General features: G+C 67.1%; 29 protein-coding genes and 2 tRNA genes. 25 read left to right on the forward strand and 6 right to left on the reverse strand.

Annotated features, from left to right (window positions below):
• The first annotated feature begins 40 nt into the window (after nt 1-40).
• Both GT355_RS12260 and GT355_RS12265 read left to right on the forward strand, forming a co-directional pair.
• The gene (locus GT355_RS12260) at nt 41-613 is read left to right on the forward strand and encodes a YqaA family protein (protein WP_160134896.1); all 573 of its coding nucleotides are present in this window, start codon (nt 41-43) and stop codon (nt 611-613) included.
• A gap of 145 nt (nt 614-758) precedes the next feature.
• Nucleotides 759-959, forward strand: coding sequence for a hypothetical protein (locus GT355_RS12265; RefSeq protein WP_160134897.1), 201 nt, complete (start codon nt 759-761; stop codon nt 957-959).
• Between the two features lie 87 nt (nt 960-1,046).
• Here GT355_RS12265 and GT355_RS12270 read toward each other — a convergent pair whose 3' ends face one another.
• Nucleotides 1,047-1,586 (reverse strand): hypothetical protein, encoded by a 540-nt coding sequence (locus GT355_RS12270; RefSeq protein WP_160134898.1) that lies wholly within the window; start codon nt 1,584-1,586, stop codon nt 1,047-1,049.
• A 170-nt stretch (nt 1,587-1,756) separates the two neighbouring features.
• On the opposite strand from GT355_RS12270, the gene GT355_RS12275 reads away from it, so the two are divergent.
• The 6 genes from GT355_RS12275 to GT355_RS12300 all read left to right on the forward strand — a co-directional run bounded on the left by GT355_RS12275 (nt 1,757) and on the right by GT355_RS12300 (nt 8,129).
• Entirely contained in the window at nt 1,757-2,929 is a 1,173-nt protein-coding gene (locus GT355_RS12275; RefSeq protein WP_160134899.1) for an inorganic phosphate transporter, read from the forward strand.
• Nucleotides 2,930-3,219: 290 nt separating this feature from the next.
• Complete coding sequence (gene metG / locus GT355_RS12280; protein ID WP_160134900.1) at nt 3,220-5,295, forward strand: methionine--tRNA ligase; 2,076 nt, start codon at nt 3,220-3,222, stop codon at nt 5,293-5,295.
• Between the two features lie 78 nt (nt 5,296-5,373).
• On the forward strand, nt 5,374-5,571 hold the full coding sequence (locus tag GT355_RS12285) for a DUF7312 domain-containing protein (protein WP_120073512.1): 198 nt from the start codon (nt 5,374-5,376) through the stop codon (nt 5,569-5,571).
• Nucleotides 5,572-5,613: 42 nt separating this feature from the next.
• Nucleotides 5,614-6,231 carry an NfeD family protein gene (locus tag GT355_RS12290; protein WP_160134901.1) on the forward strand — a complete coding sequence of 206 codons (618 nt, stop codon included), beginning with the start codon at nt 5,614-5,616 and terminating at the stop codon, nt 6,229-6,231.
• Nucleotides 6,232-6,293: 62 nt separating this feature from the next.
• Nucleotides 6,294-7,466, forward strand: a complete 1,173-nt coding sequence (locus GT355_RS12295; protein WP_160134902.1) for an SPFH domain-containing protein — start codon at nt 6,294-6,296, stop codon at nt 7,464-7,466.
• A 54-nt stretch (nt 7,467-7,520) separates the two neighbouring features.
• On the forward strand, nt 7,521-8,129 hold the full coding sequence (locus GT355_RS12300) for a winged helix-turn-helix transcriptional regulator (RefSeq protein ID WP_160134903.1): 609 nt from the start codon (nt 7,521-7,523) through the stop codon (nt 8,127-8,129).
• A gap of 6 nt (nt 8,130-8,135) precedes the next feature.
• Here the strand turns inward: GT355_RS12300 and GT355_RS12305 are convergent, their stop codons facing one another.
• Nucleotides 8,136-8,375 carry a DUF7123 family protein gene (locus GT355_RS12305; protein WP_120073504.1) on the reverse strand — a complete coding sequence of 80 codons (240 nt, stop codon included), beginning with the start codon at nt 8,373-8,375 and terminating at the stop codon, nt 8,136-8,138.
• Nucleotides 8,376-8,613: 238 nt separating this feature from the next.
• On the opposite strand from GT355_RS12305, the gene GT355_RS12310 reads away from it, so the two are divergent.
• Nucleotides 8,614-9,012: a TRAM domain-containing protein gene (locus GT355_RS12310; protein WP_120073502.1), complete on the forward strand. Its 399-nt coding sequence runs from the start codon at nt 8,614-8,616 to the stop codon at nt 9,010-9,012.
• Between the two features lie 59 nt (nt 9,013-9,071).
• Here GT355_RS12310 and GT355_RS12315 read toward each other — a convergent pair whose 3' ends face one another.
• Nucleotides 9,072-9,248 carry a hypothetical protein gene (locus GT355_RS12315; protein WP_233554001.1) on the reverse strand — a complete coding sequence of 59 codons (177 nt, stop codon included), beginning with the start codon at nt 9,246-9,248 and terminating at the stop codon, nt 9,072-9,074.
• Between the two features lie 39 nt (nt 9,249-9,287).
• Complete coding sequence (locus GT355_RS12320) at nt 9,288-9,974, reverse strand: YkgJ family cysteine cluster protein (RefSeq protein ID WP_160134904.1); 687 nt, start codon at nt 9,972-9,974, stop codon at nt 9,288-9,290.
• A gap of 161 nt (nt 9,975-10,135) precedes the next feature.
• Between GT355_RS12320 and GT355_RS12325 the strand changes: the two genes are divergently transcribed.
• The 3 genes from GT355_RS12325 (at nt 10,136) to GT355_RS12335 (ending at nt 14,084) form a co-directional block, all read left to right on the forward strand.
• Nucleotides 10,136-10,375, forward strand: coding sequence for a DUF7127 family protein (locus GT355_RS12325; RefSeq protein ID WP_160134905.1), 240 nt, complete (start codon nt 10,136-10,138; stop codon nt 10,373-10,375).
• Between the two features lies 1 nt (nt 10,376).
• Entirely contained in the window at nt 10,377-12,641 is a 2,265-nt protein-coding gene (locus GT355_RS12330) for a CDC48 family AAA ATPase (protein ID WP_120073495.1), read from the forward strand.
• A 159-nt stretch (nt 12,642-12,800) separates the two neighbouring features.
• Nucleotides 12,801-14,084 carry an L-lactate MFS transporter gene (locus GT355_RS12335; protein ID WP_160134906.1) on the forward strand — a complete coding sequence of 428 codons (1,284 nt, stop codon included), beginning with the start codon at nt 12,801-12,803 and terminating at the stop codon, nt 14,082-14,084.
• A gap of 42 nt (nt 14,085-14,126) precedes the next feature.
• Here GT355_RS12335 and GT355_RS12340 read toward each other — a convergent pair whose 3' ends face one another.
• Entirely contained in the window at nt 14,127-14,708 is a 582-nt protein-coding gene (locus tag GT355_RS12340; RefSeq protein ID WP_240145806.1) for a dihydrofolate reductase family protein, read from the reverse strand.
• A gap of 179 nt (nt 14,709-14,887) precedes the next feature.
• Nucleotides 14,888-15,946 (reverse strand): Mrp/NBP35 family ATP-binding protein, encoded by a 1,059-nt coding sequence (locus GT355_RS12345; protein ID WP_160134907.1) that lies wholly within the window; start codon nt 15,944-15,946, stop codon nt 14,888-14,890.
• 172 nt (nt 15,947-16,118) lie between these two features.
• Between GT355_RS12345 and GT355_RS12350 the strand changes: the two genes are divergently transcribed.
• The 13 genes from GT355_RS12350 to rpsB all read left to right on the forward strand — a co-directional run bounded on the left by GT355_RS12350 (nt 16,119) and on the right by rpsB (nt 22,186).
• Nucleotides 16,119-16,203 (forward strand) — tRNA-Ser (locus GT355_RS12350).
• 16 nt (nt 16,204-16,219) lie between these two features.
• Nucleotides 16,220-16,732: a 30S ribosomal protein S13 gene (locus tag GT355_RS12355; RefSeq protein WP_120073488.1), complete on the forward strand. Its 513-nt coding sequence runs from the start codon at nt 16,220-16,222 to the stop codon at nt 16,730-16,732.
• A complete protein-coding gene (locus GT355_RS12360) occupies nt 16,733-17,260 on the forward strand; it encodes a 30S ribosomal protein S4 (RefSeq protein ID WP_120073487.1) in 528 nt (175 codons plus the stop codon).
• Entirely contained in the window at nt 17,257-17,652 is a 396-nt protein-coding gene (locus tag GT355_RS12365) for a 30S ribosomal protein S11 (protein WP_007695315.1), read from the forward strand. The genes GT355_RS12360 and GT355_RS12365 overlap by 4 nt, the downstream gene beginning before the upstream one ends.
• A 3-nt stretch (nt 17,653-17,655) precedes the next feature.
• Nucleotides 17,656-18,405, forward strand: a complete 750-nt coding sequence (locus GT355_RS12370; protein ID WP_160134908.1) for a DNA-directed RNA polymerase subunit D — start codon at nt 17,656-17,658, stop codon at nt 18,403-18,405.
• A gap of 114 nt (nt 18,406-18,519) precedes the next feature.
• Nucleotides 18,520-18,604 (forward strand) — tRNA-Leu (locus GT355_RS12375).
• A gap of 21 nt (nt 18,605-18,625) precedes the next feature.
• The gene (locus GT355_RS12380) at nt 18,626-18,976 is read left to right on the forward strand and encodes a 50S ribosomal protein L18e (protein ID WP_007695319.1); all 351 of its coding nucleotides are present in this window, start codon (nt 18,626-18,628) and stop codon (nt 18,974-18,976) included.
• Nucleotides 18,973-19,407: a 50S ribosomal protein L13 gene (locus GT355_RS12385; protein ID WP_160134909.1), complete on the forward strand. Its 435-nt coding sequence runs from the start codon at nt 18,973-18,975 to the stop codon at nt 19,405-19,407. The genes GT355_RS12380 and GT355_RS12385 overlap by 4 nt, the downstream gene beginning before the upstream one ends.
• A gap of 7 nt (nt 19,408-19,414) precedes the next feature.
• Nucleotides 19,415-19,810: a 30S ribosomal protein S9 gene (locus GT355_RS12390; RefSeq protein ID WP_007695323.1), complete on the forward strand. Its 396-nt coding sequence runs from the start codon at nt 19,415-19,417 to the stop codon at nt 19,808-19,810.
• 30 nt (nt 19,811-19,840) lie between these two features.
• Nucleotides 19,841-20,032 carry a DNA-directed RNA polymerase subunit N gene (locus GT355_RS12395; protein WP_007695325.1) on the forward strand — a complete coding sequence of 64 codons (192 nt, stop codon included), beginning with the start codon at nt 19,841-19,843 and terminating at the stop codon, nt 20,030-20,032.
• 5 nt (nt 20,033-20,037) lie between these two features.
• Nucleotides 20,038-20,217 (forward strand): DNA-directed RNA polymerase subunit K, encoded by a 180-nt coding sequence (locus tag GT355_RS12400; RefSeq protein ID WP_192928013.1) that lies wholly within the window; start codon nt 20,038-20,040, stop codon nt 20,215-20,217.
• Nucleotides 20,214-21,416, forward strand: a complete 1,203-nt coding sequence (gene eno, locus GT355_RS12405) for a phosphopyruvate hydratase (protein WP_160134910.1) — start codon at nt 20,214-20,216, stop codon at nt 21,414-21,416. The genes GT355_RS12400 and eno overlap by 4 nt, the downstream gene beginning before the upstream one ends.
• Nucleotides 21,413-22,186: a 30S ribosomal protein S2 gene (rpsB, locus tag GT355_RS12410; protein WP_120073478.1), complete on the forward strand. Its 774-nt coding sequence runs from the start codon at nt 21,413-21,415 to the stop codon at nt 22,184-22,186. Before eno ends, rpsB begins: the two co-directional genes overlap by 4 nt.
• Nucleotides 22,187-22,210 lie beyond the last annotated feature (24 nt).

Here is a 22,210-nt window from a genome sequence, read left to right on the forward strand (position 1 = left end):
GAACACCACACTTAGGTGCGACAGATACCCAGAGTCGCCCGTGACGTACCTCCCGCCGGTCGTCCTGCCGATTCTCGCTGGACACGTCCTCCAGTTCGGTGGTCTCGAACACGCGGTCGAGACCGCCTCGGGGCCGTTCGGGTTGGTGATCGTCGCGGTCTACTCGTTTCTCATCGCGATCGCCCTGCCGCTGCCGAGCGAGGTCGTCCTCCTCGCGGCCCAGTCGGGGCTCGGGTTCGGCTTCTCGGGCACCGTCGACCTCGCCATCGTGATCGTCGTGAGCGGGCTCGGCAAGGCCGCCGGCAGCGTCGCCGCCTTCGCGCTCGGTCAGGAGGCAAAACGCCAGTCCGGTCCGGTCATCGACCGGCTCCGGGAGTCGCGCTTCGACATCGTGGAGTGGTCCGAGCGCCGGACGGTCGAACTCGCCAGACAGTACGGCTACCTCGGGCTCGCGCTCGCGCTCTGTGTCCCCTTCTTTCCGGACACGATCTCGATCTACGCCTTCACCGTGCTCGAGGAGGACTACGCGAAGTTCGCGGCCGCGACCTTCGTCGGCAGCGTGGGCCGGCTGCTTGTGGTCGCGGGCGTGCTCGCACCGTTCTTCTCGCTGTGAAGCCTCCATCCCCTTCTCGCCGTGAAACCCCGCTTCGTCCGTCCGTTCTCACGCCGATTCGGCGGACGGGGGTAGCGGGCGAACACGGGTCCCCCGGGGACGCGCGTATCGCAACCCGGATTAGGGCATCGGCACTCGTTCCCCTATGGCCGATGGTGAGCACACTCGAACACTCGGCGTCGTCTCACTCGGTATCGCCCTGCTCCTCTTCGGCGGCGCGTCGTTCTTCCTGTTCCTGTATCCGGTCGAACCGCTCACGCCGTTCGTCTACGCGATCACCGCGGTGCTGTCCGTCGGCGGGGCCGGCTTCCTCGTTACCGGTCTCCGCCGGATCGTTTCCGGATGAGGGATCGAGCGATGTGGCTCTCCAGCCAGGCGACCGAGCGGTGCGGGTTCGTCGCCGCGGGACCGGCCGACCGACTCCATCTCCGAGTCAGTTCGACCCGCTGTCCTCGCGCTCGTCGTCCTCGTCGGTCAGTTCGCTGATCTTCCCCTCGACCTCGTCCTCGCGCGGTCGCCGGTCGATGCGCTCGTTCACTTCCTCGACCCGCTTCGTGACCTCGCCGACCTCCTCTGAGACCGTCTCCTCGACCCGCTGGTCGACTTCCTCCGAAACTGTCTCTTCGACCCGTCGGTCGACTTCTTCCGAAACCGTCTCTTCGACTCGTCGGTCGACTTCCTCCGAAACCGTCTCCTCGACCCGTCGGTCGACCTCTTCCGAGACCGTCTCCTCGAATCGCTGACCGACCTCCTCCGAGACCGTCTCTTCGACCTGCTCGTCGACCTCCCCGGTCATCCAGTACGGGTCGAACCGGGCCATCTTCCACCCGACGTGGATCGCATAGGAGACGAGCACGCCCAGTCCGAACGCGACACCGACGCCGGTGCCGACCGTGAGGATCAGGGCTATCGCGGCGAAGATCAGCACGCCGTAGGTGAGGTCCACGATCGAATCGACGCGATTCGGGTTCATAGACACACTATGAACGGTTGCAGGGATAGGTGTACCGTGAACCGCCCGACATCGGTTCCCGGGCCGCCGGATCCACGGTCCGGTGGCGAGGATCTCGAACTACGCCGAGCGGGAACGATCGTCGGTCGACGAGCGCACCGTTATAAGCTGGACTCGCCTCTTCATAGACTATGGTCGAACCTCTTCTGGTGGTTGGTCTCGTCGTCGCGCTCTTCGTCGGCTACAACATCGGCGGTGCGAACACCGGCCCAGCGTTCGGTCCGGCCGTCGGTGCGGGGGTGCTCTCGAAGGTCGCCGCGGCGGCGCTGATGTCGGTCTTCTTCTTCCTCGGCGCGTGGACCGTCGGTCGACGGGTCGTGGACACCCTGGGTCAGGACCTCCTGACCGACCCCGGGGTCTTCACGATCGAGACCAGCATCGTGGTGTTGTTCTTCATCGGCGGCGCGCTGTTCGTCGGGAACTACTCCGGGGCCCCCGCCTCGACGTCGATGACGGCCGTCGGGGCGATCGCCGGACTCGGGATCGCAACGAACGAACTCGACTGGGCCGTGATGGGCGAGATAGCGGTCTGGTGGATCGTCGCCCCGCTCGTGGGGTTCTGGACCTCGATGGTGGTCGGTCGGTACTTCTATCCCAGGATCAACAGCTGGATCGCGGTCACGACGACCGAGGGGGCCCTGCTCGAACTCGATCGGTCGGGGACGGTCCCGGTGCCACGGCGGGGGACGAACACCACCGTCCGGGAGCTGGCGGGCACGGTCGTCGTCGTCGCCATCGCGTGTGTCATGGCGTTCTCGGCGGGGACGTCGAACATGGCGAACGCGGTCGCGCCGCTGTACGGGGCCGGCGTCGCGCTGGACCCGTTGATGGTACTCGGCGGTGTCGCGGTCACCATCGGGGCGTTCACGATCGCCCGCCGAACGCTCGACACGCTCGGCAACGACATCACGACGCTCCCGCTGACCGCGGCCATCGTCGTCGCGGTGATCTCCTCGGGTATCGTGATCGGTCTCTCCGCGATCGGCATCCCCGCCTCGTTCGTCATCATCGCGACGATGTCGATCGTCGGGCTGGGCTGGGGACGAGCGACCCGCACCGTCGCCGTCTCGGAGGTTCGCCGCGAGCGGACGCCACCGCTCTCGGTGGACGCGCTGGCCGTCGACGAGCCGGGCGAGGACGCCCCCGCGATCGGCGAGGAGGAACCAGAGCGAGTCGCGAAAGCCGGCGAACTGTTCGACCCCGGCACGACCGGCCGGGTGATCGTGATGCAGAACGTCGTCCCGGTGCTCTCGACGATCGGTGCCTACGCCACGTTCCGGGTGGCCTTCGAGTTCTGGTGGTGACCGGGTCTCGGGGCCCGCTCGCGTACGCGAGGGGCGGACCACCTACCCTTATCCGTCCAGCGCGACGAGTGCCCGTCGTGAAACCGGTGTTCCAGTTCGGTATGCGCACGACGGTCTGGAGCGCCGGGTGGAGTCGGCCCTCGCCGCCGGTTCGGTAGCACGGACCGGCCACCGGGGCGGTGAACCGCGGCGCGTCTCCCGTATCGTTTTCGACCACCAGTCACCACACCCATGAAACCAACGAAACCCAAAACGCCGGGCTTTAGGCCCGCATCGAGGTATCGACACGTATGAGCCACGAGACGTTCCCCACCGACCACCCCGCGGTGGTCACCTGCGGGTTGCCCTACGCCAACGGCGACCTCCACGTCGGCCACCTCCGAACCTACGTCGGCGGCGACGCGCTGGCGCGCTCGCTCCGCAAACTCGGCCAGGAGACCGCGTTCGTCTCCGGATCGGACATGCACGGCACCCCCGTCGCGGTCAACGCCTGGGAGGAGGGCGTCAGCCCCGAGGAGTTCGCGCTCCGGCACCACGAGAAGTATCAAGAAACCTTCCCGAAGTTCGACATCGAGTTCGACAATTACGGTCACACCCGTGAGGAGACCAACGTCGAACTCACCCAGGCGTTCGTCGGCGAACTCGACGAGGGCGGCCACATCTACGAACAGGAGATCGAGGTCGCATGGGACCCCGAGGCCGACCAGCCCCTGCCCGACCGGTACGTCGAGGGGACCTGCCCGTACTGCGGCGAGCACGCCCGCGGCGACGAGTGCGACGAGGGCTGTGGCCGCCACCTCGAACCCGGCGAGATCGAGGACCCGACCAGCGTGGTCACGGGGAACCCCGCCGAGTACCGCACCCGCGAACACGAGTTCCTCCGGCTCTCGGACTTCCAGGACTATCTCACCGAGTTCATCGACCGACTGGAAGGCACCGCGAACGCGAGGAACCAGCCCCGCGAGTGGATCGAGGGCGAACTCCAGGACTGGTGTATCACGCGCGACCTCGACTGGGGGATCGAGTACCCCGGCAAGGAGGAGCTCGTGCTCTACGTCTGGGTGGATGCCCCGGTCGAGTACGTGTCGAGCACGAAGGCCTACTCCGAACGCGTCGGACGGGAGGAGTTCGACTGGGAGGAACCCTGGCAGGAGGAGGGCGAGCTCGTCCACGTCATCGGCCGCGACATCATCCAGCACCACACCGTCTTCTGGCCCTCGATGCTCCACGGCGTCGACTACAACGAACCCCGCGCGGTGCTCGCGAGCGGGTTCGTCAACCTCGACGGTAAGGGGTTCTCGACCAGCCGAGATCGCGCGGTCTGGGTCGACGACTATCTGGACGAAGGGTTCGACCCCGACCTCTATCGGTACTACATCGCCACCGGCAGCGGCTTCCAACAGGACATCGACTTCTCGTGGGAGCGCTTCGCCGAGCGGGTCAACGGCGAGCTCGTCGGCACGGTCGGGAACTTCCTCTATCGGTCGCTGCTGTTCGCCCACCGTAACTACGACGGGACGCCCGACGCCGACGTCTCCGCGGAAGTCGAGGACCGCATCGAGGACGCCATCGAGGACTTCCGGGCGGGCGTCAACAACTACTCGGTCAGGGCGGTCGGGCAGTCGGCCGTCAAACTCGCCCAGTTCGGCAACGAGTACATCCAGGGCCACGAGCCGTGGAACCTCGACGACCCCGAACGAGCCGACGTGATCCGCGACTGTGTCCAGATCGCGAAGGCCGTCGTGGTGCTTTCGGAGCCGATCATGCCCGGCACCGCCGAACGGCTCTGGGACCAGCTCGACGAGTCGGGCTCCGTCCACGAGGTCGGCGTCGGGGCGGCGCTCGACGCGCCCTCCGAAACCTTCGACGCACCCACAGAACCGTTCGAGGGGATCGACGACGACCGTGTCGCCGAACTCAACGAGCGTTTGGAAGCCCAGATCGCGGCGGCCAGCGAGAGTTCGGACACGACGGATGCCAACGAATCGGCGGACGAGGAGACATCCGACGACGAATCGGAGGACATCGCTATCGAACCGCTCGCCGACGACCGGATCGGGTTCGAGGCGTTCGGCGAACTCGACGTTCGAGTGGGCGAGGTCGAGCACGCCGAGGGGATCGAGGGCGCGGACGACCTCGCACGGCTGGAGGTGGATCTGGGTGCCGAGACCCGCCAGATCGTCGCGGGCATCAAACAGCTCCACGACCTCGACGCGCTGCCCGGAACCCGGGTGGTGGTGCTCGCGAACATCGAGAAGGCCGAACTGTTCGGTGTCGAGAGCAACGGCATGGTCCTCGCGGCGGGCGAGGACGCGGACCTGCTCACCACCCACGCCGACAGCCCGCCGGGGACGAAGATCCGGTAGTCGGGTCGGACCGACGGTCTCCGGAGGGATGTCGGGCGAGGGCGGTACGCACTTCCGTTTCGGGTTCGTAGCCGAGCCATGGCGGACGACGACGAGTGGAAGTACTCAGTCGAGGACTTCGAAGACCCCGAAGAGAGCGACGCGGGCGAAGCCACGGACGTCTTCGGCGACGCGCAGACTCGGCGGGAGATCGAACCCGAGTCGCCGAGCTTCGAGAACGCGCTGTTCGTGGTGTTCGGGGTCGCGCTGGCGCTGTTGATCCTGCTCGGGGTCTGACCCGTCCCCAACAGTTAATCGCACAGCCGCCCTGGGTTCAGTATGATACCGGCGCTCGGGACCGCGGCCGTGGCTGCGGTCCTCGGTTCGCTGCCCCTCCAGGTGACCGAGCTCGTCTTGGACCAGCTCCCGCTCGTACTCCTGATCTGTGGGCTCGCACTGGTCGGTGCGGAGGCGTTGGCACCCGGCGGGCACCTGATGGTACTCGGCGTCGCGCTCTTGACCGCGGGCATCGTCGGACTGGCGCTCGGCACCTTCCTCGCCCCGGTGTTCCTCGCGGCGGTGCTCGCGCCGGTCGTGATCGCGAGCGGCGCGGCGGCGTTCTACGTCTACCGGGAGTTCGACTTCTACGGCGGGAAGGGGTCGGGCCGGACGAGCGACTCGTCGGCGCTCCGGGGCAAGACCGGGCGCGCTACCGAACGCATCACCCACAGCAGCGGCGAGGTCAAACTCGACGAGGGGGGCTTCAACCCCTACTACGCCGCCCGGGCGCTCGACCGGGAGATCGAGGAGGGCGAGGAGGTGCTGGTCACCGACCCCGGCGGGGGCAACGTGGTGACCGTCGAGTCGCTCTCGATGATCGAGGACGACGAGATCGACCGGGCGCTGGCCCGCGGGCACGAGGAGTCGGCCGACGAGCGCGAGCGCGAGACCGCTTGAGAGGGCGGCGATGAACACCGTCGGAACGCTTATGCTTCCGAGATTCTGACATTCAGAGCGAGATGCTACTCGAACCGCTGCAGGTCGGCGCTCTCCTCCCGGCCATCGTCGTCCTGCTCCTCCTGCTGGTCGCGGTCGCAACCGTCTACAGCTCGATCGAGATCGTCAACGCGTACGAGAAACGCGCGCTGACGGTGCTCGGTGACTACCGAAAACTCCTCGAACCCGGCATCAGCTTCGTGCCGCCGTTCGTCAGCAACACCTACCCGTTCGACATGCGGACCCAGACCCTCGACGTCCCCCGTCAGGAGGCGATCACCCGCGACAACTCGCCGGTGACCGCCGACGCAGTCGTTTATATCAAGGTCATGGACGCGAAGAAGGCCTTCCTCGAAGTCGACGACTACAAGCGCGCGGTCTCGAACCTCGCACAGACCACCCTCCGCGCCGTGCTCGGCGACATGGACCTCGACGACACGCTGAGCAAGCGCTCGGAGATCAACAGCCGCATTCGACGGGACCTCGACGAGCCGACCGACGAGTGGGGTGTGCGGGTCGAGTCGGTCGAGGTCCGGGAGGTCAACCCCTCGCCCGACGTCCAGCAGGCGATGGAACAGCAGACCTCCGCCGAGCGCCGTCGCCGTGCGATGATCCTCGAAGCCCAGGGTGAACGCCGGAGCGCGGTCGAGAGCGCCGAGGGTGAGAAGCAGTCGAACATCATCCGCGCCCAGGGTGAAAAGCAGAGCCAGATCCTCGAGGCCCAGGGTGACTCGGTCTCGACGGTGCTCCGGGCGAAGTCCGCCGAGTCGATGGGCGAACGCGCGGTCATCGAGCGCGGGATGGAGACCCTCCAGTCGATGGGCGAAAGCGAGTCCACGACGTTCGTGCTGCCCCAGGAGCTGACCTCGATGCTCGGGCGGTACGGCAAACACCTCCCCGGCAGCGACGTCACCGAGAGCAACGACGACCTCCAGAGCCTCGACTTCGACGCCGAGACACGCGAACTCATCGGGCTCGACAACATCGACGAGATCCTCGGCAACATCGACGAGGAGGCCGAACTCGATGTCGAGGAGATGGAACAGGAGGCCGAAGCCATCAAGACCGGCAAGGCCACCACCGACATCCAGGACCCCGACGACGTCATCGCCGAGATGGACGAGCCGACGGGGACCGGATCGGGGCCCGACTCGACCGAGGCGAGCGACGAGGAACTCGAACCCGAGACGAACTGAGTCGACGCGCACACAGTCAAAGCCGTTTTATCTGCCTATCCCGAGGCAGTACCAATGGGCGACCCCGAGGTCGACGAGGGAAAACGCGCGACGCTCCGGCGGTTCGCCGCCGTCGGGGCGGTCGGGCCGCTCGCGCGCCTCGCCGACAGGGACGAAGACGACGAGAGCGACGCCCGCGACGCCATCACGGGCTACCTCGCGGCGACGCCGGGCGCGCACTTCTCGAAGGTTCGTGACGACCTCGAGCTTGGAACCGGCGAGACCCAACACCACCTCCGGCGGCTCGAAAACGACGCGGTCGTCGAGAGCGACCGCGACGGCGACTACCGACGGTACTTCCCCGCCCGGGAGTTCGACGCGTTCGAGAAGGTCGCGCTCGGCGTCCTCCGTCGGGAGACGCCACGGGGAATGGTGATCGCGCTGCTTCGCGACCCCGACGCGAGCGCGAGCGACCTCGCCACCGACCTCGGGGTCTCGCGGCCGACGGTGAGCAAACACGCCGCCGACCTCGAGGATGCGGGGGTGCTCTCGCGTGGCGAGGGCTACGCGCTCGTCCGTCCGGAGCTCCTGTTGACGCTGCTCGTTCGATACGCCAACTCGTTCGACGTCGCGACGCTCCAGTTCGCGCGCGAGGCCGACCGGTACATCAGCGTCGACGGATAGTTCGGTTCACCTGGTGACCTTCCAAGTGGTGCTGGAGGAGTAGCCCCACTTCTCGACCGAGAGCGGCCCGTCGGAGTTCTGGATCGCGGTCATGTTGGTACCGACCTCCTTCGCCGAGAGCCCGACCGCCTCGCCGATGAGGCGGGACTTGAAGTAGGTTCGTGTGGCCACGTGCTCGCGGAGGTACTCGAAGATCCGTCGCTGTTTCTCGCTGAGAGCGGGCATCGCCGCGGTGGTAGCGCCCATAGTCTCTCTACCGAGGCGGCGTACATACGGGGTTTGGTACGGTGGGGTAATCCGGCCGCCGTCCGTCGGTTTTCGTCCTCATGGAACGGTCGAGGCGATGGTCGTGGGCCGCGAGGTCGTTCCGAGCTCCGGGGGATGGTACGTGCGGGTAACGCCCTCGAGCCCTCGTTTTCGGGCTCGTCGGTGAGCGGTAGTTCTTTGGTCCTCCGCTCCAGAGACGCGAACGGAGCACTACGTGATGGAAATCTCTGATAAACTCCTGTGTCTGTTCAACGCTGATGTCTCCGAGACCGGCGACACCTACACCGTCGAGGTGCCGCGGCGCGAGGTCGATACCGGTTCGATCGAGACGGGTGAGACCTATCGCGTGGCGCTGATCTCGCGCGAGTCGGTCGAGAGCGGGACGAGCGGGTCATCGTCGTCGTCGAACCGCCCCTCGACCGAGCCACAGCCGCCGGTCGACGTCGGCGAGATGCGCTACGTCGAGGTCGAGGACATCGGCAAGCAGGGCGACGGTATCGCCCGCGTCGAGCGGGGCTACGTCATCATCGTCCCCGGAGCGGAGGTCGGCGAACAGGTCAAGGTCGAGGTCACCGAAGTGAAATCCAACTTCGCGGTGGGCGAGATAATCGAGTAGGTCGTCCGTTGCGGTCAGGGCGCTTCGTACGTACACCGACGAGTCGGCGGCCGGCCGCCTCAGTTCTCCTGGCCGGGCTCGCTTTTGGCGTGGTCGTCGTCGTCGTTCGCGTCGAACTCCTCGTCACAGTTCGCACAGCGGTAGATGCCGGCGGCACCGCCCTCGATACGTTCGACGTCGCCCGAACCACAGGACGGACAGGAGGGGGTCTCGCCGATGCCGTGTGTGTCGTTCATCGAGTCGGTCGTACCATCGGGCATCGAATAAACGTCCCGCTACTCGTCGGAGGCCCGTTCGTCTTCGCCGTCGAGCCGCGTCCCGTCGGGTCGTTTCGCGCCCTCCGAATCGTGGACCACCACACCGTCGGCGTCGGGGGCGGGTTCGTACCGGTCCTGGACCGCGATCGCCTCCTCGAGTTCGCGGACCGCGCGGGTCTTGAGCGCGCCCGCGAGCGCCTCGGCGTCCGCGCGGTCGATGTCGCGTCCGAGCCCCTCGCACTCGTGGGCGCGCACCGCGCCGACTCGATCGACCGCTGCACCCATCGGCTGGTTCGTCCCGTCGAGCGCGACGCTGAACGGGTAGGTCCGACAGATCAGCGGGCGGTCCTCGTGGACGGTACACGCACCCGTTCCATCCCGTTCGGTGTAGAAGCTACAGTCACCACAGCCGGTGGTTTCGAGCGCCCACTCGAAGGTCTCGCCCGTCGGGCCGTCGGGACCGGGTTCGACTCCGTACGGCATCGGGCGGGCGACGTCGCGCCACTCCCGACCGGTCGCGTCTTGGAGGTCGCGCACCTCGTCGGGGAAGACCGTGGCGGTGTGGTCCTCGTGGCCGTCGGGTCCGTCGGCGGCCTTACAGCACGCCCCACAGCGGGTGCACTCGAATCCCATCGTCTCGATGGCATCGGCCAATTTCGACGTGTCGAGGTCGCGGGCGCGGGCGAGTTCGTCCTCGAAGCTCACACCCACACCAGCCAGCCACGCCGCAAAAACCCGTCGTCGGGGCGATAGTCTCAAGTTCGATCGAGCCTGAACCACAACACAACCGATCCGTGGAATTCGTCGCGTTGCACCCCGCTTTCGGAGGAAGTTTTAAATACTAGTAGTACTAACCAGAGGTTAGGATGACACCAACACTCCAGCAGTTCGACGACCGGGACGACGTACTCCGGCGATACGAGTACGCCGACCGGGTGGTGTACGCCGCCGACCTCGGCCCTGCCGACGATATCACGGTCGACATCGTCGACGGCACCGTGATGCTCGTCCACGGCGACGAGCAGGCGGACTTCGAGATCCGGGAAGCCGGATCGGCCGAAGCGACCATCAACAACGGCGTGCTTACCGTCGAGGTGGCGCGATAACATGAAGCTCTCAGTCAAACCGCTGAAGCAGAAGGACGCGGGCCGCGGCCTCGCGGCCGTCGACCGCGCCGCGATGGAGGAGCTCGGGCTCGAGAACGGCGACTACATCCTGATCGAGGGGAGCGACGGCCGCGCGATCGCGCGGGTCTGGCCGGGCTACCCCGACGACCAGGGTCGTGACGTGATCCGTATCGACGGCCAGCTCCGCGGCGAGGCCCAGGTGGGCATCGACGACCGCGTGAGCGTCGAGAAGGCCGACGTCAAACCGGCCGACTCGGTGACGGTGGCGCTGCCCCAGAACCTTCGGATCCGGGGGAACATCGGCCCCTACATCCAGGACAAGCTCTCGGGACAGGCGATCACGCAGGGCCAGACGATCCCGTTCTCGCTCGGCTTCGGGCCGTTCTCGGGGAACTCCGGCCAGCGCATTCCGCTGCGAGTCGCGGAGACGTCCCCGAGCGGGACCGTGATCGTCGCCGACACGACCACGATCGAGGTCAGCGAGAAGCCCGCCGAGGAGATCGTCTCCGAGGACGGCGACGACACCGCCAGCACGCCCTCCGTGACCTACGAGGACATCGGTGGCCTCGACCGCGAGCTCGAACAGGTCCGCGAGATGATCGAGCTCCCGATGCGCCACCCCGAGCTCTTCAAGCAGCTCGGCATCGACCCGCCGAAGGGCGTCCTGCTCCACGGCCCGCCCGGCACGGGCAAGACCCTGATCGCGAAGGCGGTCGCCAACGAGATCGACGCCCACTTCGAGACCATCTCGGGCCCCGAGATCATGTCGAAGTACTACGGCGAGTCCGAAGAACAGCTCCGGGAGATCTTCGACGAGGCCGAGGAGAACGAACCCGCGATCGTCTTCATCGACGAGATCGACTCGATCGCCCCCAAACGCGACGACACCTCGGGTGACGTCGAGCGCCGGGTCGTCGCCCAGCTCCTCAGCCTGATGGACGGGCTCGAAGAGCGCGGCCAGGTCACCGTGATCGCCGCCACCAACCGCGTGGACGCGATCGACCCCGCGCTCCGGCGCGGCGGCCGGTTCGACCGCGAGATCGAGATCGGCGTGCCCGACAAGGAAGGCCGAAAGGAGATCCTCCAGGTCCACACGCGCGGGATGCCGCTGGAGGAGGGGATCGACCTCGACACCTACGCCGAGAACACCCACGGGTTCGTCGGTTCGGACCTCGAATCGCTGGCGAAGGAGTCGGCGATGAACGCCCTCAGGCGAATTCGACCCGAGCTCGACCTCGACGAGGAGGAGGTCGACGCCGAGGTGCTCGAATCGTTGCGGGTCACCCGCGACGACATGAAGAGCGCGCTGAAGGGCATCGAGCCGTCCGCGCTCCGCGAGGTGTTCGTCGAGGTCCCCGACACCAGCTGGGAGAACGTCGGCGGGCTCGAAGACACCAAGGAACGCCTCCGCGAGACGGTGCAGTGGCCGCTCGACTACCCCGAGGTGTTCGAGGCGATGGACATGAACGCCGCGAAGGGCGTGATGATGTACGGCCCGCCGGGCACGGGGAAGACCCTGCTCGCGAAGGCCGTCGCCAACGAGGCCCAATCGAACTTCATCTCGATCAAGGGCCCCGAACTCCTCAACAAGTTCGTCGGCGAGTCCGAGAAGGGCGTCCGCGAGGTCTTCTCGAAGGCCCGCGAGAACGCACCCACGGTCGTGTTCTTCGACGAGATCGACTCGATCGCGGGCGAGCGCGGCCAGCACGCCAACGATTCGGGCGTCGGCGAGCGCGTCGTCTCGCAGCTCCTCACCGAGCTCGATGGGCTCGAAGAGCTAGAGGACGTCGTGGTGATCGCGACCTCGAATCGACCGGACCTGATCGACAGCGCGTTGCTCAGACCTGGGCGGCTCGACAGACACGTCCACGTCCCGGTGCCCGACGAGGAGGGCCGGGAGGCTATCTTCGAGGTTCACACCCGGAACAAGCCGCTGGCCGAGGACGTCGACCTCGCCGACCTCGCGCGCCGAACGGAGGGCTACGTCGGCGCGGACATCGAGGCCGTCACCCGCGAGGCCGCGATGGCCGCGACCCGCGAGCTCATCGAGATGAGCGACCCCGAGGACCTGGTCGGCAACGTCGGCAACGTCCGGATCGGCGTCGAGCACTTCGACCAGGCGCTCGACGAGGTCAACCCGAGCGTCACCGCCGAGACCAGGGAGCGCTACGAGGAGATCGAGTCCCGGTTCAACGCCGGCGAACCCGCGAACAACGAACCCGAGATCGGGCAGACCTTCCAGTAAGGTCGCCCGCGACCGGTTTCCTCATCCGCTTCGGTTCCCGTCGTAGCGAGCCGACGTGAGGAGCGATCGCGGCTCGTCGAGGCGGCATGAGTGTGCGTGTACCGACGGTCTTTTTCCGTTATCGAAAATCATTACGGTCCCCAGCCTCCACGATAGTCGATGTCATCAACGGAGGCGACCAAGAACCGGTGGTTGATCGCCGCGTCGGCCGTCGCGATCCACCTCTCGATCGGGAGCATTTACGCGTACAGCATCTACCAGATCCCGCTGAACGAAGCCCAGGGGTGGGGGACGTCGAGCGTGACGACCGCGTTCTCCATCGCGATCTTCGTCCTCGGGATCACGGCGGCCTTCCTCGGGAGCTACGTCGAGAAGTACGGCCCGCGGTTATCCGGGCTGGCGGCGGCGGTGCTGTACGGCCTCGGGATGGTCGGATCGGGGCTCAGCGTCCAGCTCGGGAGCCTCCCGCTGTTCCTCGCCACGTTCGGGGTCGTCGGCGGGATGGGGCTCGGACTCGGCTACATCACGCCGATCGGAACGCTCGTCGAGTGGTTCCCCGACCGCCGCGGGATGGCGACGGGCCTCGCGGTGATGGGCTTCGGTGCCGGGGCGCTGCTGACCGGTCCACTCGGGAACTACCTCATCCAGTCCGTCGGCGTCGCGACGACGTTCTACGCGCTCGGCGTTCTCTACCTCGTCCTGATGGCCGCCGGCGCGAGCTATCTCGCCAAACCGCCGGAGGGCTGGCTCCCCGAGGGGATAGAGGACACCCCGGAGAACCAGGAGGAAGCGAAGAGCGCGCTCGACGGTATCAGCAACCTCACCGCGAAGGAGGCGCGCACCTCGCCGCGGTTCTGGATGGTCTGGCTCATCGTCTTCATCAACGTCTCCGCGGGGATCATGCTGCTCGCGTTCGCCTCGCCGATGCTCCAGCAGATCGCCGGTGCGAGCGCGACGACCGCGGCGTTCATCACCGGCTACATCGGGATCTTCAACGGCGGCGGCCGCATCGTGTGGGCCTCGCTGTCGGATTACATCGGCCGGACGACGACCTACGCGGCGTTCTTCGCCATCCAGATCGTCGCCTTCTTCGTGATGCCACAGGTCGCGGGCGTCTGGCTCCTCGCGGGGCTCATCTTCCTCGTCATCACCTGCTACGGCGGTGGCTTCGCCTGCCTCCCGGCCTACCTCAGCGACCTCTTCGGCACCCAGGAGGTCAGCGCGATCCACGGCTACGCGCTCACGGCGTGGGGATTCGCCGGGGTGGCCGGACCGCAGCTCGCCTCCGCGATCCTCGAATCCACGGGAAGCTACACCAGCGCGCTCTACATCATGAACGGGGCGCTCGTCGTCGGGCTGATCACGGTCGCGGTCCTCCGCTGGCGGATCGGGAAGCTCCAGGACGCGGGCCGGTCCCGCGGGACCGCCGAGACGGCCAACTGACGGTCGCGAACCGCTTTTCGGAGTCCGTCGATGCCGGCTCGGTCACCGGCGGCGATAGTCGACGAGAACGGAGCCGTCGTCGAACCGACGTGTCGTGTCGAGAGCGAGGTCGACCCGCACTCCATCGGGGAGGGCTCGGATTCCCCCGCCGACGATCGTCGGGACGATGCGCAGTCGATAGCGGTCCACCAGCCCTGCCTGGATGGCCTCGGCAGCGAGTCCGGCCCCACCGATAGACAGGTCGCGGTCGGCCTGGGCTTTCATGGTTCGTATCGCGTCGGCGTCGAACGTCCGCTCCAGTCGGGTCCGCGATTCCGGCACGGCGTCCAGGGTGGTCGAGTAGACGACTTTGTCGGTCGCCCGCCACGCCTCGGCGAACTCGCGTTGGACTGCGGGGAGGTCGTCGAGGACGACGGTGTCCCACACCCGCATCGTCTCGTACATACGACGGCCGAGAAGGGAAGTGCCGACCGATCGCTGGTGGTCGTCGAAGAAGGCGTGTGCGTCCTCGGACGGCTCCGACCAGTCGAAGTTGCCGTTCTCGTCGGCGATGTAGCCGTCGAGCGAGTGGCTGACGACGTAGATGAGCGCGGCCATGGATCCCCCTTGGTCGTCACAGCTCATCAATAGCGACGGTAGACGGACTGGAAAGCAGTTAGACCGGCTGGGGCCACGTTACGCACCATCTGGAACGGAAGATGACTACTCAGTGACCCTTGAAGAAACCGAGTTGCCCAGATCGATCCGCTTCGCCGTCGCGTCGGTCCGTTCGTACGAGACTACTTCGTGGGTGCGCCGTCGCGTTACGGTGCGTCCGGCGTCGACGGCTCACCACGGTCACCGGTCACCAGTCGGTTGCGGTGGACGATCCCGACGTTGTTCGCGGTGTTCTCGGTCAGGTTCCGGAAGGCGTCGGCGGTGTCGCCCTCGTCGAGCACGACCGGTGAACCGCCGTCGCCGCCCTCCCGAACGGCGGGGTCGAGCGGGAGCTCCCCGAGGAACGGCATCTCGACCTCCTCGGCGAACGCGCGACCGCCGCCCTTCCCGAAGAGGTCGTGTTCTGCGCCGCAGTCCGGGCAGACGAACCCGCTCATGTTCTCGACGATCCCCAGCACGGGGGTCTCGTGTTTGCCGAACATCTCGAGGCCCTTCCGCGCGTCGTCGATGGCGACGTCCTGCGGCGTGGTGACGATGACGGCCCCGGCGAGCGGAACGGTCTGGAGCATGGTGAGCTGGGTGTCGCCGGTGCCCGGGGGCAGGTCGACCACCATGTAGTCCAGCGCGCCCCACTCGACGTCCTCGAAGAGCTGGGTGAGGACCTTGTGGACCATCGGGCCGCGCCAGATCACGGGGTCGTCCTGACCGACGAGGAAGTCCATGCTCATGAGCTTCATGCCGTACTTCTCGGGCGGGACGATCTTCTCCTCCGGGGTGGCCTGTGGGCGCTGGTCGGCCCTGACCATCCGGGGAACGTTCGGGCCGTAGATGTCGGCGTCGAACAGCCCAACGCGCGCCCCCATCTCCGAGAGCCCCGCGGCGAGGTTCACCGCGACGGTGGACTTCCCGACCCCACCCTTCCCGCTCGCGACCGCGATGACGTTCTTCACGCCCGGCAGGACGTCCTGGCTCCGCTCGACGCTCGCGGTGAGGTCGACCTCGATACCCGCGTCGGCACAGACCTCGCGCACCCGCCCCGCGATGGCGGTTTCGTTCGGCGAGTAGGGCGCACCGAGCGCGAGCGAGATGTGCGCGACCTCGTCCCGAACCTCGATGTCGTTGACGAGGCCGAGCGAGACGATGTCGTCACCGAGATCCGGGTCCTCGACGTTCGAGAGGAGGTCCTGCACGTCGGATACGTTCATGGCGCGGGTAGCGCCGGACGAGCGATAAGGGTTGGGAAGCGGCCGATCCGAGGTCGAACCACGCGGCGGGTGTTTCGTGGGGGTTAAATACCCGCATCGAAATAGAACCACTACGACGTACTGCAGGGGACCGGCCCCGAGTCCGGGAGGGCGACAATACAACCACACGAGTGTCGTGGTAGCCAAGCCTGGCCCAAGGCGCAGGGTTGCTAACTCTGTGGCGCACAGCCTCCGGGGTTCGAATCCCCGCCACGACGCATCACGGATCAACGCATGAGTGCAGAAGACCCAGACACACCGGCCGAGGACGAAGAGGAGGAGGACATCCGCTACTTCGTCCGGATCGGCCAGACCGACCTCGACGGCACGAAAAGCGTCGAGCGGGCGCTGACCGGCATGAACGGTGTCGGCAGGCGAACCGCTCGCATCATCGCGGAGCAGGCGGAGGTCGACAAGACGGCGACCCTCGGTCGCCTCGACGACGACGCCGTCGACGCCATCATCGAGGGCGTCGAGGGACTCGCCGACGAGGTGCCGCAGTGGCTCGTCAACCGCCCGAAGGACTACTTCTCGGGCGAGGCGGCCCACGAGGTCGGCAACGACCTCTCGCTGACGCGACAGCAGGACATCAACCGAATGCAGATGATCAGTTCCTACAAAGGCGTGCGCCACAACCGCGGACAGAAGGTTCGCGGCCAGCGCACCAAGTCCACCGGCCGCTCGGAGGGTACCATCGGCGTGAACGTCGAGGCCCTCCAGGAAGAGATGGAAGAGGAGGAAGGGTAGATGGCGCTTGGCACCAACACCAAGGGCTACGAGACCCCGAACCACCCGTTCCAGGGCGAGCGCATCGCCGAGGAGTCCGGGCTGATGGGTCGCTACGGCCTGAAGAACAAGGAGGAGCTCTGGCGAGCCGAGTCCGAGCTTCGTGACTTCCGTCGCGAGGCCCGACGGCTGCTCGGGAACGCACAGGGCGACCCCGAGGAGGCCGAGCGCGAGGGCGAGCCGTTCCTGAACCGGCTCCGCCGCCTCGGCATCCTCAACGAGACCGACTCGATCGACGCCGTCCTGAGCCTCGACACCACCGACGTGCTCGAACGCCGGCTCCAGACCGTCGTCTACCGCAACGGCCTGGCGAACACGCCGAAGCAGGCACGTCAGTTCGTCTCCCACGGTCACATCGTGATCGGCGACAGCCGCGTGACGGCTCCCTCCCGGAAGGTCTCGACCACCGAGGAGGACCGGGTCGCCTTCGACGAGGGGAGTTCGCTCGCGGACGAACTGCATCCCGAACGTGCGGAGGGGCAGGAATGAGCGCCAACGAGGGCAACGAGGACCGCTGGGCCGTCGCCCACGTTCACGCCTCGTTCAACAACACCATCATCTCCGTTACGGACCTCACGGGGGCCGAGACCCTCGCGAAGTCGAGCGGTGGCACGGTGGTGAAACAGAACCGCGACGAAGCCTCGCCATACGCGGCAATGCAGATGGCCGAGACCGTCGCGGAGGAAGTGCTCGCCCAGGGTATCGAGGGCGTCCACGTCAAGCTTCGCGGTCCCGGCGGCAACCTCCAGAAGAGCCCCGGGCCGGGCGCACAGGCCACCGTCCGCGCGCTCGCCCGCGCCGGGCTCGAGATCGGCCGGATCGAGGACGTCACGCCGATCCCACACGACGGCACACGCGCACCCAAATCCAGCGGGTTCTAACCAATGAGCACCACCGACTACGAGGTCGAGTTCATCGACGTCGACGAGCGCGAGGCGCGCTTTCTCGTTCGCGGGATCACGCCGGCGTTCGCCAACGGGATCCGGCGGGCGATGGTGGCGGACGTGCCGACGCTCTCGATCGACACGGTGAGAGTGATCGAGAACTCGTCGGTGATGTTCGACGAGCAGATCGGCCATCGGCTCGGGATGGTGCCCCTCTCGGCCCCGCCCCACGAGTTCGAGGTCGGCGAGAGCGTGACCCTGGGGCTCGACGTCTCGGGGCCCGACACCGCCTACTCGGGCGACCTCCAGAGCGCGGACTCGATGGTCGAACCCGCCGAGCAGAACGTCCCGATCATCGACCTGAAGGAGGACCAGCGCCTCGAAGTCGAGGCCGAAGCCGTGCTCGATAGCGGGAAGAGCCACGCCAAACACCAGGGCGGCGTGGCCGTCGGCTACCGCCACCTCCAGCACGTCGAGGTGGCCGGCGACGCCGACGAGTTCGCCGACGAGGAGCCGAACATCCTCCGCGGCGTGATCGAGGACGACGGCGAGCTGGTCCCGACCGAGGAGTTCGGTAGCGACCTCACGAACCGGTACCCGGGCAAGGAGCTCGAGGTGACCGATGTCCCGAACGCGTTCGTCTTCCACGTCGAAACCGACGGGTCGATGAGCGTCGAGGAGCTGGTGCTCGCGGCCGTCGACTCGCTCGGCGACCGCGCGAACGAACTCCGCGAGGCGGTTCAGCTGTAATGTATCGCCCCACGAACCGGTCCCGGTCGAACGCGGTGGCGCGAGGGTCGACGAGCCCCGCGTTCGCGACGACCGAAACTGGTTTGTGGGGACAGGAGAAAGACGGTTTCGCGTGCAGGGATAGCCAAGTCAGGTCAACGGCGCAGCGTTCAGGGCGCTGTCTCGTAGGAGTTCGCAGGTTCGAATCCTGCTCCCTGCATGCTCTTTTCGGAGTGATAGTATGAGCAAGACCAATCCGAGGCTCACGAGTCTCATCGACGAACTGGAGTCGGTCGCGCGCGAGACGGAGAGTCCCGTCTGGCAGGCCGTGGCCGACCGCCTCGAGAAACCCCGGCGGACCCACGCCGAGGTCAACCTCGGGCGGATCGAACGCTACGCGAAAGAAGACGAGACGGTCGTCGTCCCGGGGAAGGTGCTCGGGAGCGGCGTCCTCCAGAAGCCAGTCACCGTCGCGGCGGTTGACTTCTCGGGGACGGCCGAGACCAAGATCGATCAGGTGGGAGAGCACGTCGCGCTCGAAGACGCGATCGAATCGAACCCCGAGGGCTCGAACGTGCGGGTGATCCGATGAATAGTGCAGAATTCGAACCCGACATCGTGGTCGACGCCCGGGACTGCATCCTCGGGCGGGTGGCCAGTCAGGTGGCCGAACGCGCACTCGACGGCGAACGTATCGCCGTCGTGAACGCGGAGGAGGCCGTCATCACCGGCAGCGACGACGACGTGATGGAGGTCTTCGAGACCCGCGCGGGGCTCGGCTCCGACCAGGGACCGCGCTACCCCAAGCGGCCGGACCGGATCATGAAGCGCTCGATCCGCGGCATGCTGCCGTACAAGCGGCCGCGCGGTCGCGAGGCCTTCGAGAACGTCCGCGTCTACGTCGGCAACCCGTTCGAGGGGAGCGAGGTGCTCGACGACACCTCGCTCGACCGGCTCTCGAACATCAAGTTCGTCCAGCTCGGCGACGTCAGCAAGAACCTCGGCGCGAACGTCACGTGGTGATACATCAATGGTAACCAACACCTCAGGCAAGAAGAAGACCGCCATCGCCCGCGCGACGATCTCCGACGGGGAGGGTCGCGTCAGAGTCAACTCGGCACCCGTCGAGCTCGCCGAACCCGAGCTCGCGCGGCTGAAGATGCTCGAACCGTTCCGGCTCGCCGAGGAGCAGCGCGAGGAGGTCGACATCTCGGTCGACGTCTCGGGCGGCGGGACGGTCGGCCAGGCCGACGCGGTCCGGACCGCGATCGCCCGCGGGCTGGTCCAGCACACCAACGACGCCGAGCTCCGCGACGCCTACATGGAGTTCGACCGGTCGCTGCTGGTGAACGACGTCCGCCAGTCCGAGTCGAAGAAGTGGGGCGGTCCCGGCGCACGCGCGCGCTACCAGAAATCCTACCGATAACATGAACACGAGCACAGGGGGACGACGACGATGATGGTTCCGGTGCGGTGTTTCACCTGCGGGAGCGTCGTCGGCGAACACTGGGAGGCGTTCGAGTCGCGGATCGAGGACGGCGAGGACCCCGGTGACGTGCTCGACGACCTCGGTGTGAAACGCCACTGCTGTCGGCGGATGCTCGTCTCGCACACCGACCTCGTGGACATCGTGGCTCCCTACCAGTGATGTCGATGGCGAACCAACGCTACAACCGATACGAGAAGGCCCGGATCATCGGCGCACGTGCGCTCCAGATCGCCTACGGCGCGCCGGTGCTGGTCCAGACCGAGAGCACCGAGCCGATACTGATCGCCGCCGAGGAGTACGACGCCGACGTGTTGCCGTTCACCGTCTGGCGGGGCGAGCAGTGACGCTCATCACCGAGGTCCGGCTCCGGCGGATCCTCGACTCGCGTGGGAACCCCACGGTCGAGGCCGAGGTCTCGACGGAGTCGGGTGGGTTCGGTCGGGGGGCCGCCCCGAGCGGCGCGAGTACGGGGGCCCACGAGGCCGTGTCGCTCCCCGCCGACGAGGCAATCGCGGCGGCGCGCGAACACGCCGTCCCGCGGATCGAGGGGCAGGTCTACGCCGGCGACCAGCGCTCGGTGGACGCCGCGCTTCGGGCCGCCGACGGCACCGACGACTTCGGGACGATCGGCGCGAACAGCGCCGTCGCGGTCTCGATGGCGAGCGCGAAGGCCGCCGCCGACACCCTCGGCGCACCGCTCTATCAGCATCTCGGTGGGGCCTTCCGCGGCAACTCGTTCCCGACGCCGCTCGGCAACGTGGTCGGCGGGGGCGAACACGCGAAGGAAGCGACCCACATCCAGGAGTTCCTGTCCGCACCCGTGGGTGCGCCGAGCGTCACCGACGCGGTGTTCGCGAACGCGCGGGTCCACGGCGAGGTCAGTTCGATCCTCGACGACCGCGGGATCCCGGCGGCGAAGGGCGACGAGGGCGCGTGGGCACCCGCGATCGACGACGAGGAGGCCTTCGAGGTCGTCGCCGAGGCCACCGACACGGTGGCCGACGAGGTCGGCTTCGAGGTCGGCTTCGGGCTCGACGTGGCCGCGGCCGAGCTCTACGACCCCGACGACGAGGTCTATCGCTACGGCGACACCGAACGAACCACCGGGGAACAGGTCGAGTACGTCGCGGACCTCGTGGACGAGTACGACCTCGTCTACGTCGAGGACCCGCTCGACGAGGAGGACTTCGCTGGGTTCGCCGACCTCACCGCGCAGGTGGGCTCGGAGACGCTCGTCTGTGGCGACGACCTGTTCGTCACCAACACCGAGCGCCTCGCGCGCGGCATCGACGAGGCCGCGGCGAACGCCATTCTGGTGAAACCCAACCAGATCGGCACGCTCTCGGACGCGTTCGACGCGGTCGAACTCGGTGTGGAGAACGGGCTCGCGCCCGTTATCTCCCACCGGTCGGGCGAGACCGAGGACACCACGATCGCACACCTCGCCGTGGCGACCGACGCCCCGTTCGTGAAGACGGGCGCGGTCGGCGGCGAGCGAACAGCCAAGTTGAACGAACTCATCAGAATCGAGGAAACCGCATGAGCGAAAACGAAGAGGGGCTCGACGCGGCGGAACGCGACATCGAGGCGGAGCCGACCGGCGAAGCCGGCGCGAACCCCGCCGAGAACCCCACAGACACGGACGTATCGACCGACGACCAGCCAGCCGAGACCGAGGAGGCCGAAGACACCGGCCCGACGTTCGACGAGGACGTCATGGCGGACGACGAGGCCGACCTCCTGATCCCGGTCGAGGACTACCTGGGAGCCGGTGTCCACATCGGCACCCAGCAGAAGACCAAGGACATGGAGCGGTTCATCCACCGCGTCCGAACGGACGGCCTCTACGTCCTCGACGTCGGCCGCACCGACGAGCGGGTTCGGACCGCCGCGAACTTCCTCTCGAACTACGACCCCGAGAACGTGCTCGTCGCGTCCTCGCGCCAGTACGGTCGGTTCCCGGCCGAGAAGTTCGCCGACGCCATCGGCGCACGTGCGCGAACGGGTCGGTTCATCCCGGGCACGCTCACGAACCCCGACTACGACGGCTACATCGAACCCGACGTCCTCGTCGTCACCGACCCGATCGGTGACTCCCAGGCCGTCACCGAGGCCGTCACCGTCGGGATCCCCGTGATCGCGATGTGTGACTCGAACAACTCCGTAAGCAACGTCGACCTCGTGGTGCCGACGAACAACAAAGGTCGTCGCGCGCTCTCGGTTGTCTACTGGCTGCTCGCGAACGAGACGCTCGACCGCTCGCCCGACGGCGAGCCGACCTACGCGCTCGACGACTTCGAAGAAGGCATCTGAGTCGGCACTTCGCTTCCTGAGGAA

Origin of the sequence: Halococcus salsus, assembly GCF_009900715.1 — an archaeon.
Lineage (GTDB): Archaea > Halobacteriota > Halobacteria > Halobacteriales > Halococcaceae > Halococcus > Halococcus salsus.

What these genes read in the sequence shown, in the direction of transcription:
- GT355_RS12265 (WP_160134897.1), top strand. Translation starts at nt 759, where the DNA reads ATGGCCGATGGTGAGCACACTCGAACACTCGGCGTCGTCTCACTCGGT.
- GT355_RS12270 (WP_160134898.1), bottom strand. Translation starts at nt 1,586, where the DNA reads ATGAACCCGAATCGCGTCGATTCGATCGTGGACCTCACCTACGGCGTG.
- GT355_RS12275 (WP_160134899.1), top strand. Translation starts at nt 1,757, where the DNA reads ATGGTCGAACCTCTTCTGGTGGTTGGTCTCGTCGTCGCGCTCTTCGTC.
- metG (WP_160134900.1), top strand. Translation starts at nt 3,220, where the DNA reads ATGAGCCACGAGACGTTCCCCACCGACCACCCCGCGGTGGTCACCTGC.
- GT355_RS12285 (WP_120073512.1), top strand. Translation starts at nt 5,374, where the DNA reads ATGGCGGACGACGACGAGTGGAAGTACTCAGTCGAGGACTTCGAAGAC.
- GT355_RS12290 (WP_160134901.1), top strand. Translation starts at nt 5,614, where the DNA reads ATGATACCGGCGCTCGGGACCGCGGCCGTGGCTGCGGTCCTCGGTTCG.
- GT355_RS12295 (WP_160134902.1), top strand. Translation starts at nt 6,294, where the DNA reads ATGCTACTCGAACCGCTGCAGGTCGGCGCTCTCCTCCCGGCCATCGTC.
- GT355_RS12300 (WP_160134903.1), top strand. Translation starts at nt 7,521, where the DNA reads ATGGGCGACCCCGAGGTCGACGAGGGAAAACGCGCGACGCTCCGGCGG.
- GT355_RS12305 (WP_120073504.1), bottom strand. Translation starts at nt 8,375, where the DNA reads ATGGGCGCTACCACCGCGGCGATGCCCGCTCTCAGCGAGAAACAGCGA.
- GT355_RS12310 (WP_120073502.1), top strand. Translation starts at nt 8,614, where the DNA reads ATGGAAATCTCTGATAAACTCCTGTGTCTGTTCAACGCTGATGTCTCC.
- GT355_RS12315 (WP_233554001.1), bottom strand. Translation starts at nt 9,248, where the DNA reads ATGAACGACACACACGGCATCGGCGAGACCCCCTCCTGTCCGTCCTGT.
- GT355_RS12325 (WP_160134905.1), top strand. Translation starts at nt 10,136, where the DNA reads ATGACACCAACACTCCAGCAGTTCGACGACCGGGACGACGTACTCCGG.
- GT355_RS12330 (WP_120073495.1), top strand. Translation starts at nt 10,377, where the DNA reads ATGAAGCTCTCAGTCAAACCGCTGAAGCAGAAGGACGCGGGCCGCGGC.
- GT355_RS12335 (WP_160134906.1), top strand. Translation starts at nt 12,801, where the DNA reads ATGTCATCAACGGAGGCGACCAAGAACCGGTGGTTGATCGCCGCGTCG.
- GT355_RS12340 (WP_240145806.1), bottom strand. Translation starts at nt 14,708, where the DNA reads ATGAGCTGTGACGACCAAGGGGGATCCATGGCCGCGCTCATCTACGTC.
- GT355_RS12345 (WP_160134907.1), bottom strand. Translation starts at nt 15,946, where the DNA reads ATGAACGTATCCGACGTGCAGGACCTCCTCTCGAACGTCGAGGACCCG.
- GT355_RS12355 (WP_120073488.1), top strand. Translation starts at nt 16,220, where the DNA reads ATGAGTGCAGAAGACCCAGACACACCGGCCGAGGACGAAGAGGAGGAG.
- GT355_RS12360 (WP_120073487.1), top strand. Translation starts at nt 16,733, where the DNA reads ATGGCGCTTGGCACCAACACCAAGGGCTACGAGACCCCGAACCACCCG.
- GT355_RS12365 (WP_007695315.1), top strand. Translation starts at nt 17,257, where the DNA reads ATGAGCGCCAACGAGGGCAACGAGGACCGCTGGGCCGTCGCCCACGTT.
- GT355_RS12370 (WP_160134908.1), top strand. Translation starts at nt 17,656, where the DNA reads ATGAGCACCACCGACTACGAGGTCGAGTTCATCGACGTCGACGAGCGC.
- GT355_RS12380 (WP_007695319.1), top strand. Translation starts at nt 18,626, where the DNA reads ATGAGCAAGACCAATCCGAGGCTCACGAGTCTCATCGACGAACTGGAG.
- GT355_RS12385 (WP_160134909.1), top strand. Translation starts at nt 18,973, where the DNA reads ATGAATAGTGCAGAATTCGAACCCGACATCGTGGTCGACGCCCGGGAC.
- GT355_RS12390 (WP_007695323.1), top strand. Translation starts at nt 19,415, where the DNA reads ATGGTAACCAACACCTCAGGCAAGAAGAAGACCGCCATCGCCCGCGCG.
- GT355_RS12395 (WP_007695325.1), top strand. Translation starts at nt 19,841, where the DNA reads ATGATGGTTCCGGTGCGGTGTTTCACCTGCGGGAGCGTCGTCGGCGAA.
- GT355_RS12400 (WP_192928013.1), top strand. Translation starts at nt 20,038, where the DNA reads ATGGCGAACCAACGCTACAACCGATACGAGAAGGCCCGGATCATCGGC.
- rpsB (WP_120073478.1), top strand. Translation starts at nt 21,413, where the DNA reads ATGAGCGAAAACGAAGAGGGGCTCGACGCGGCGGAACGCGACATCGAG.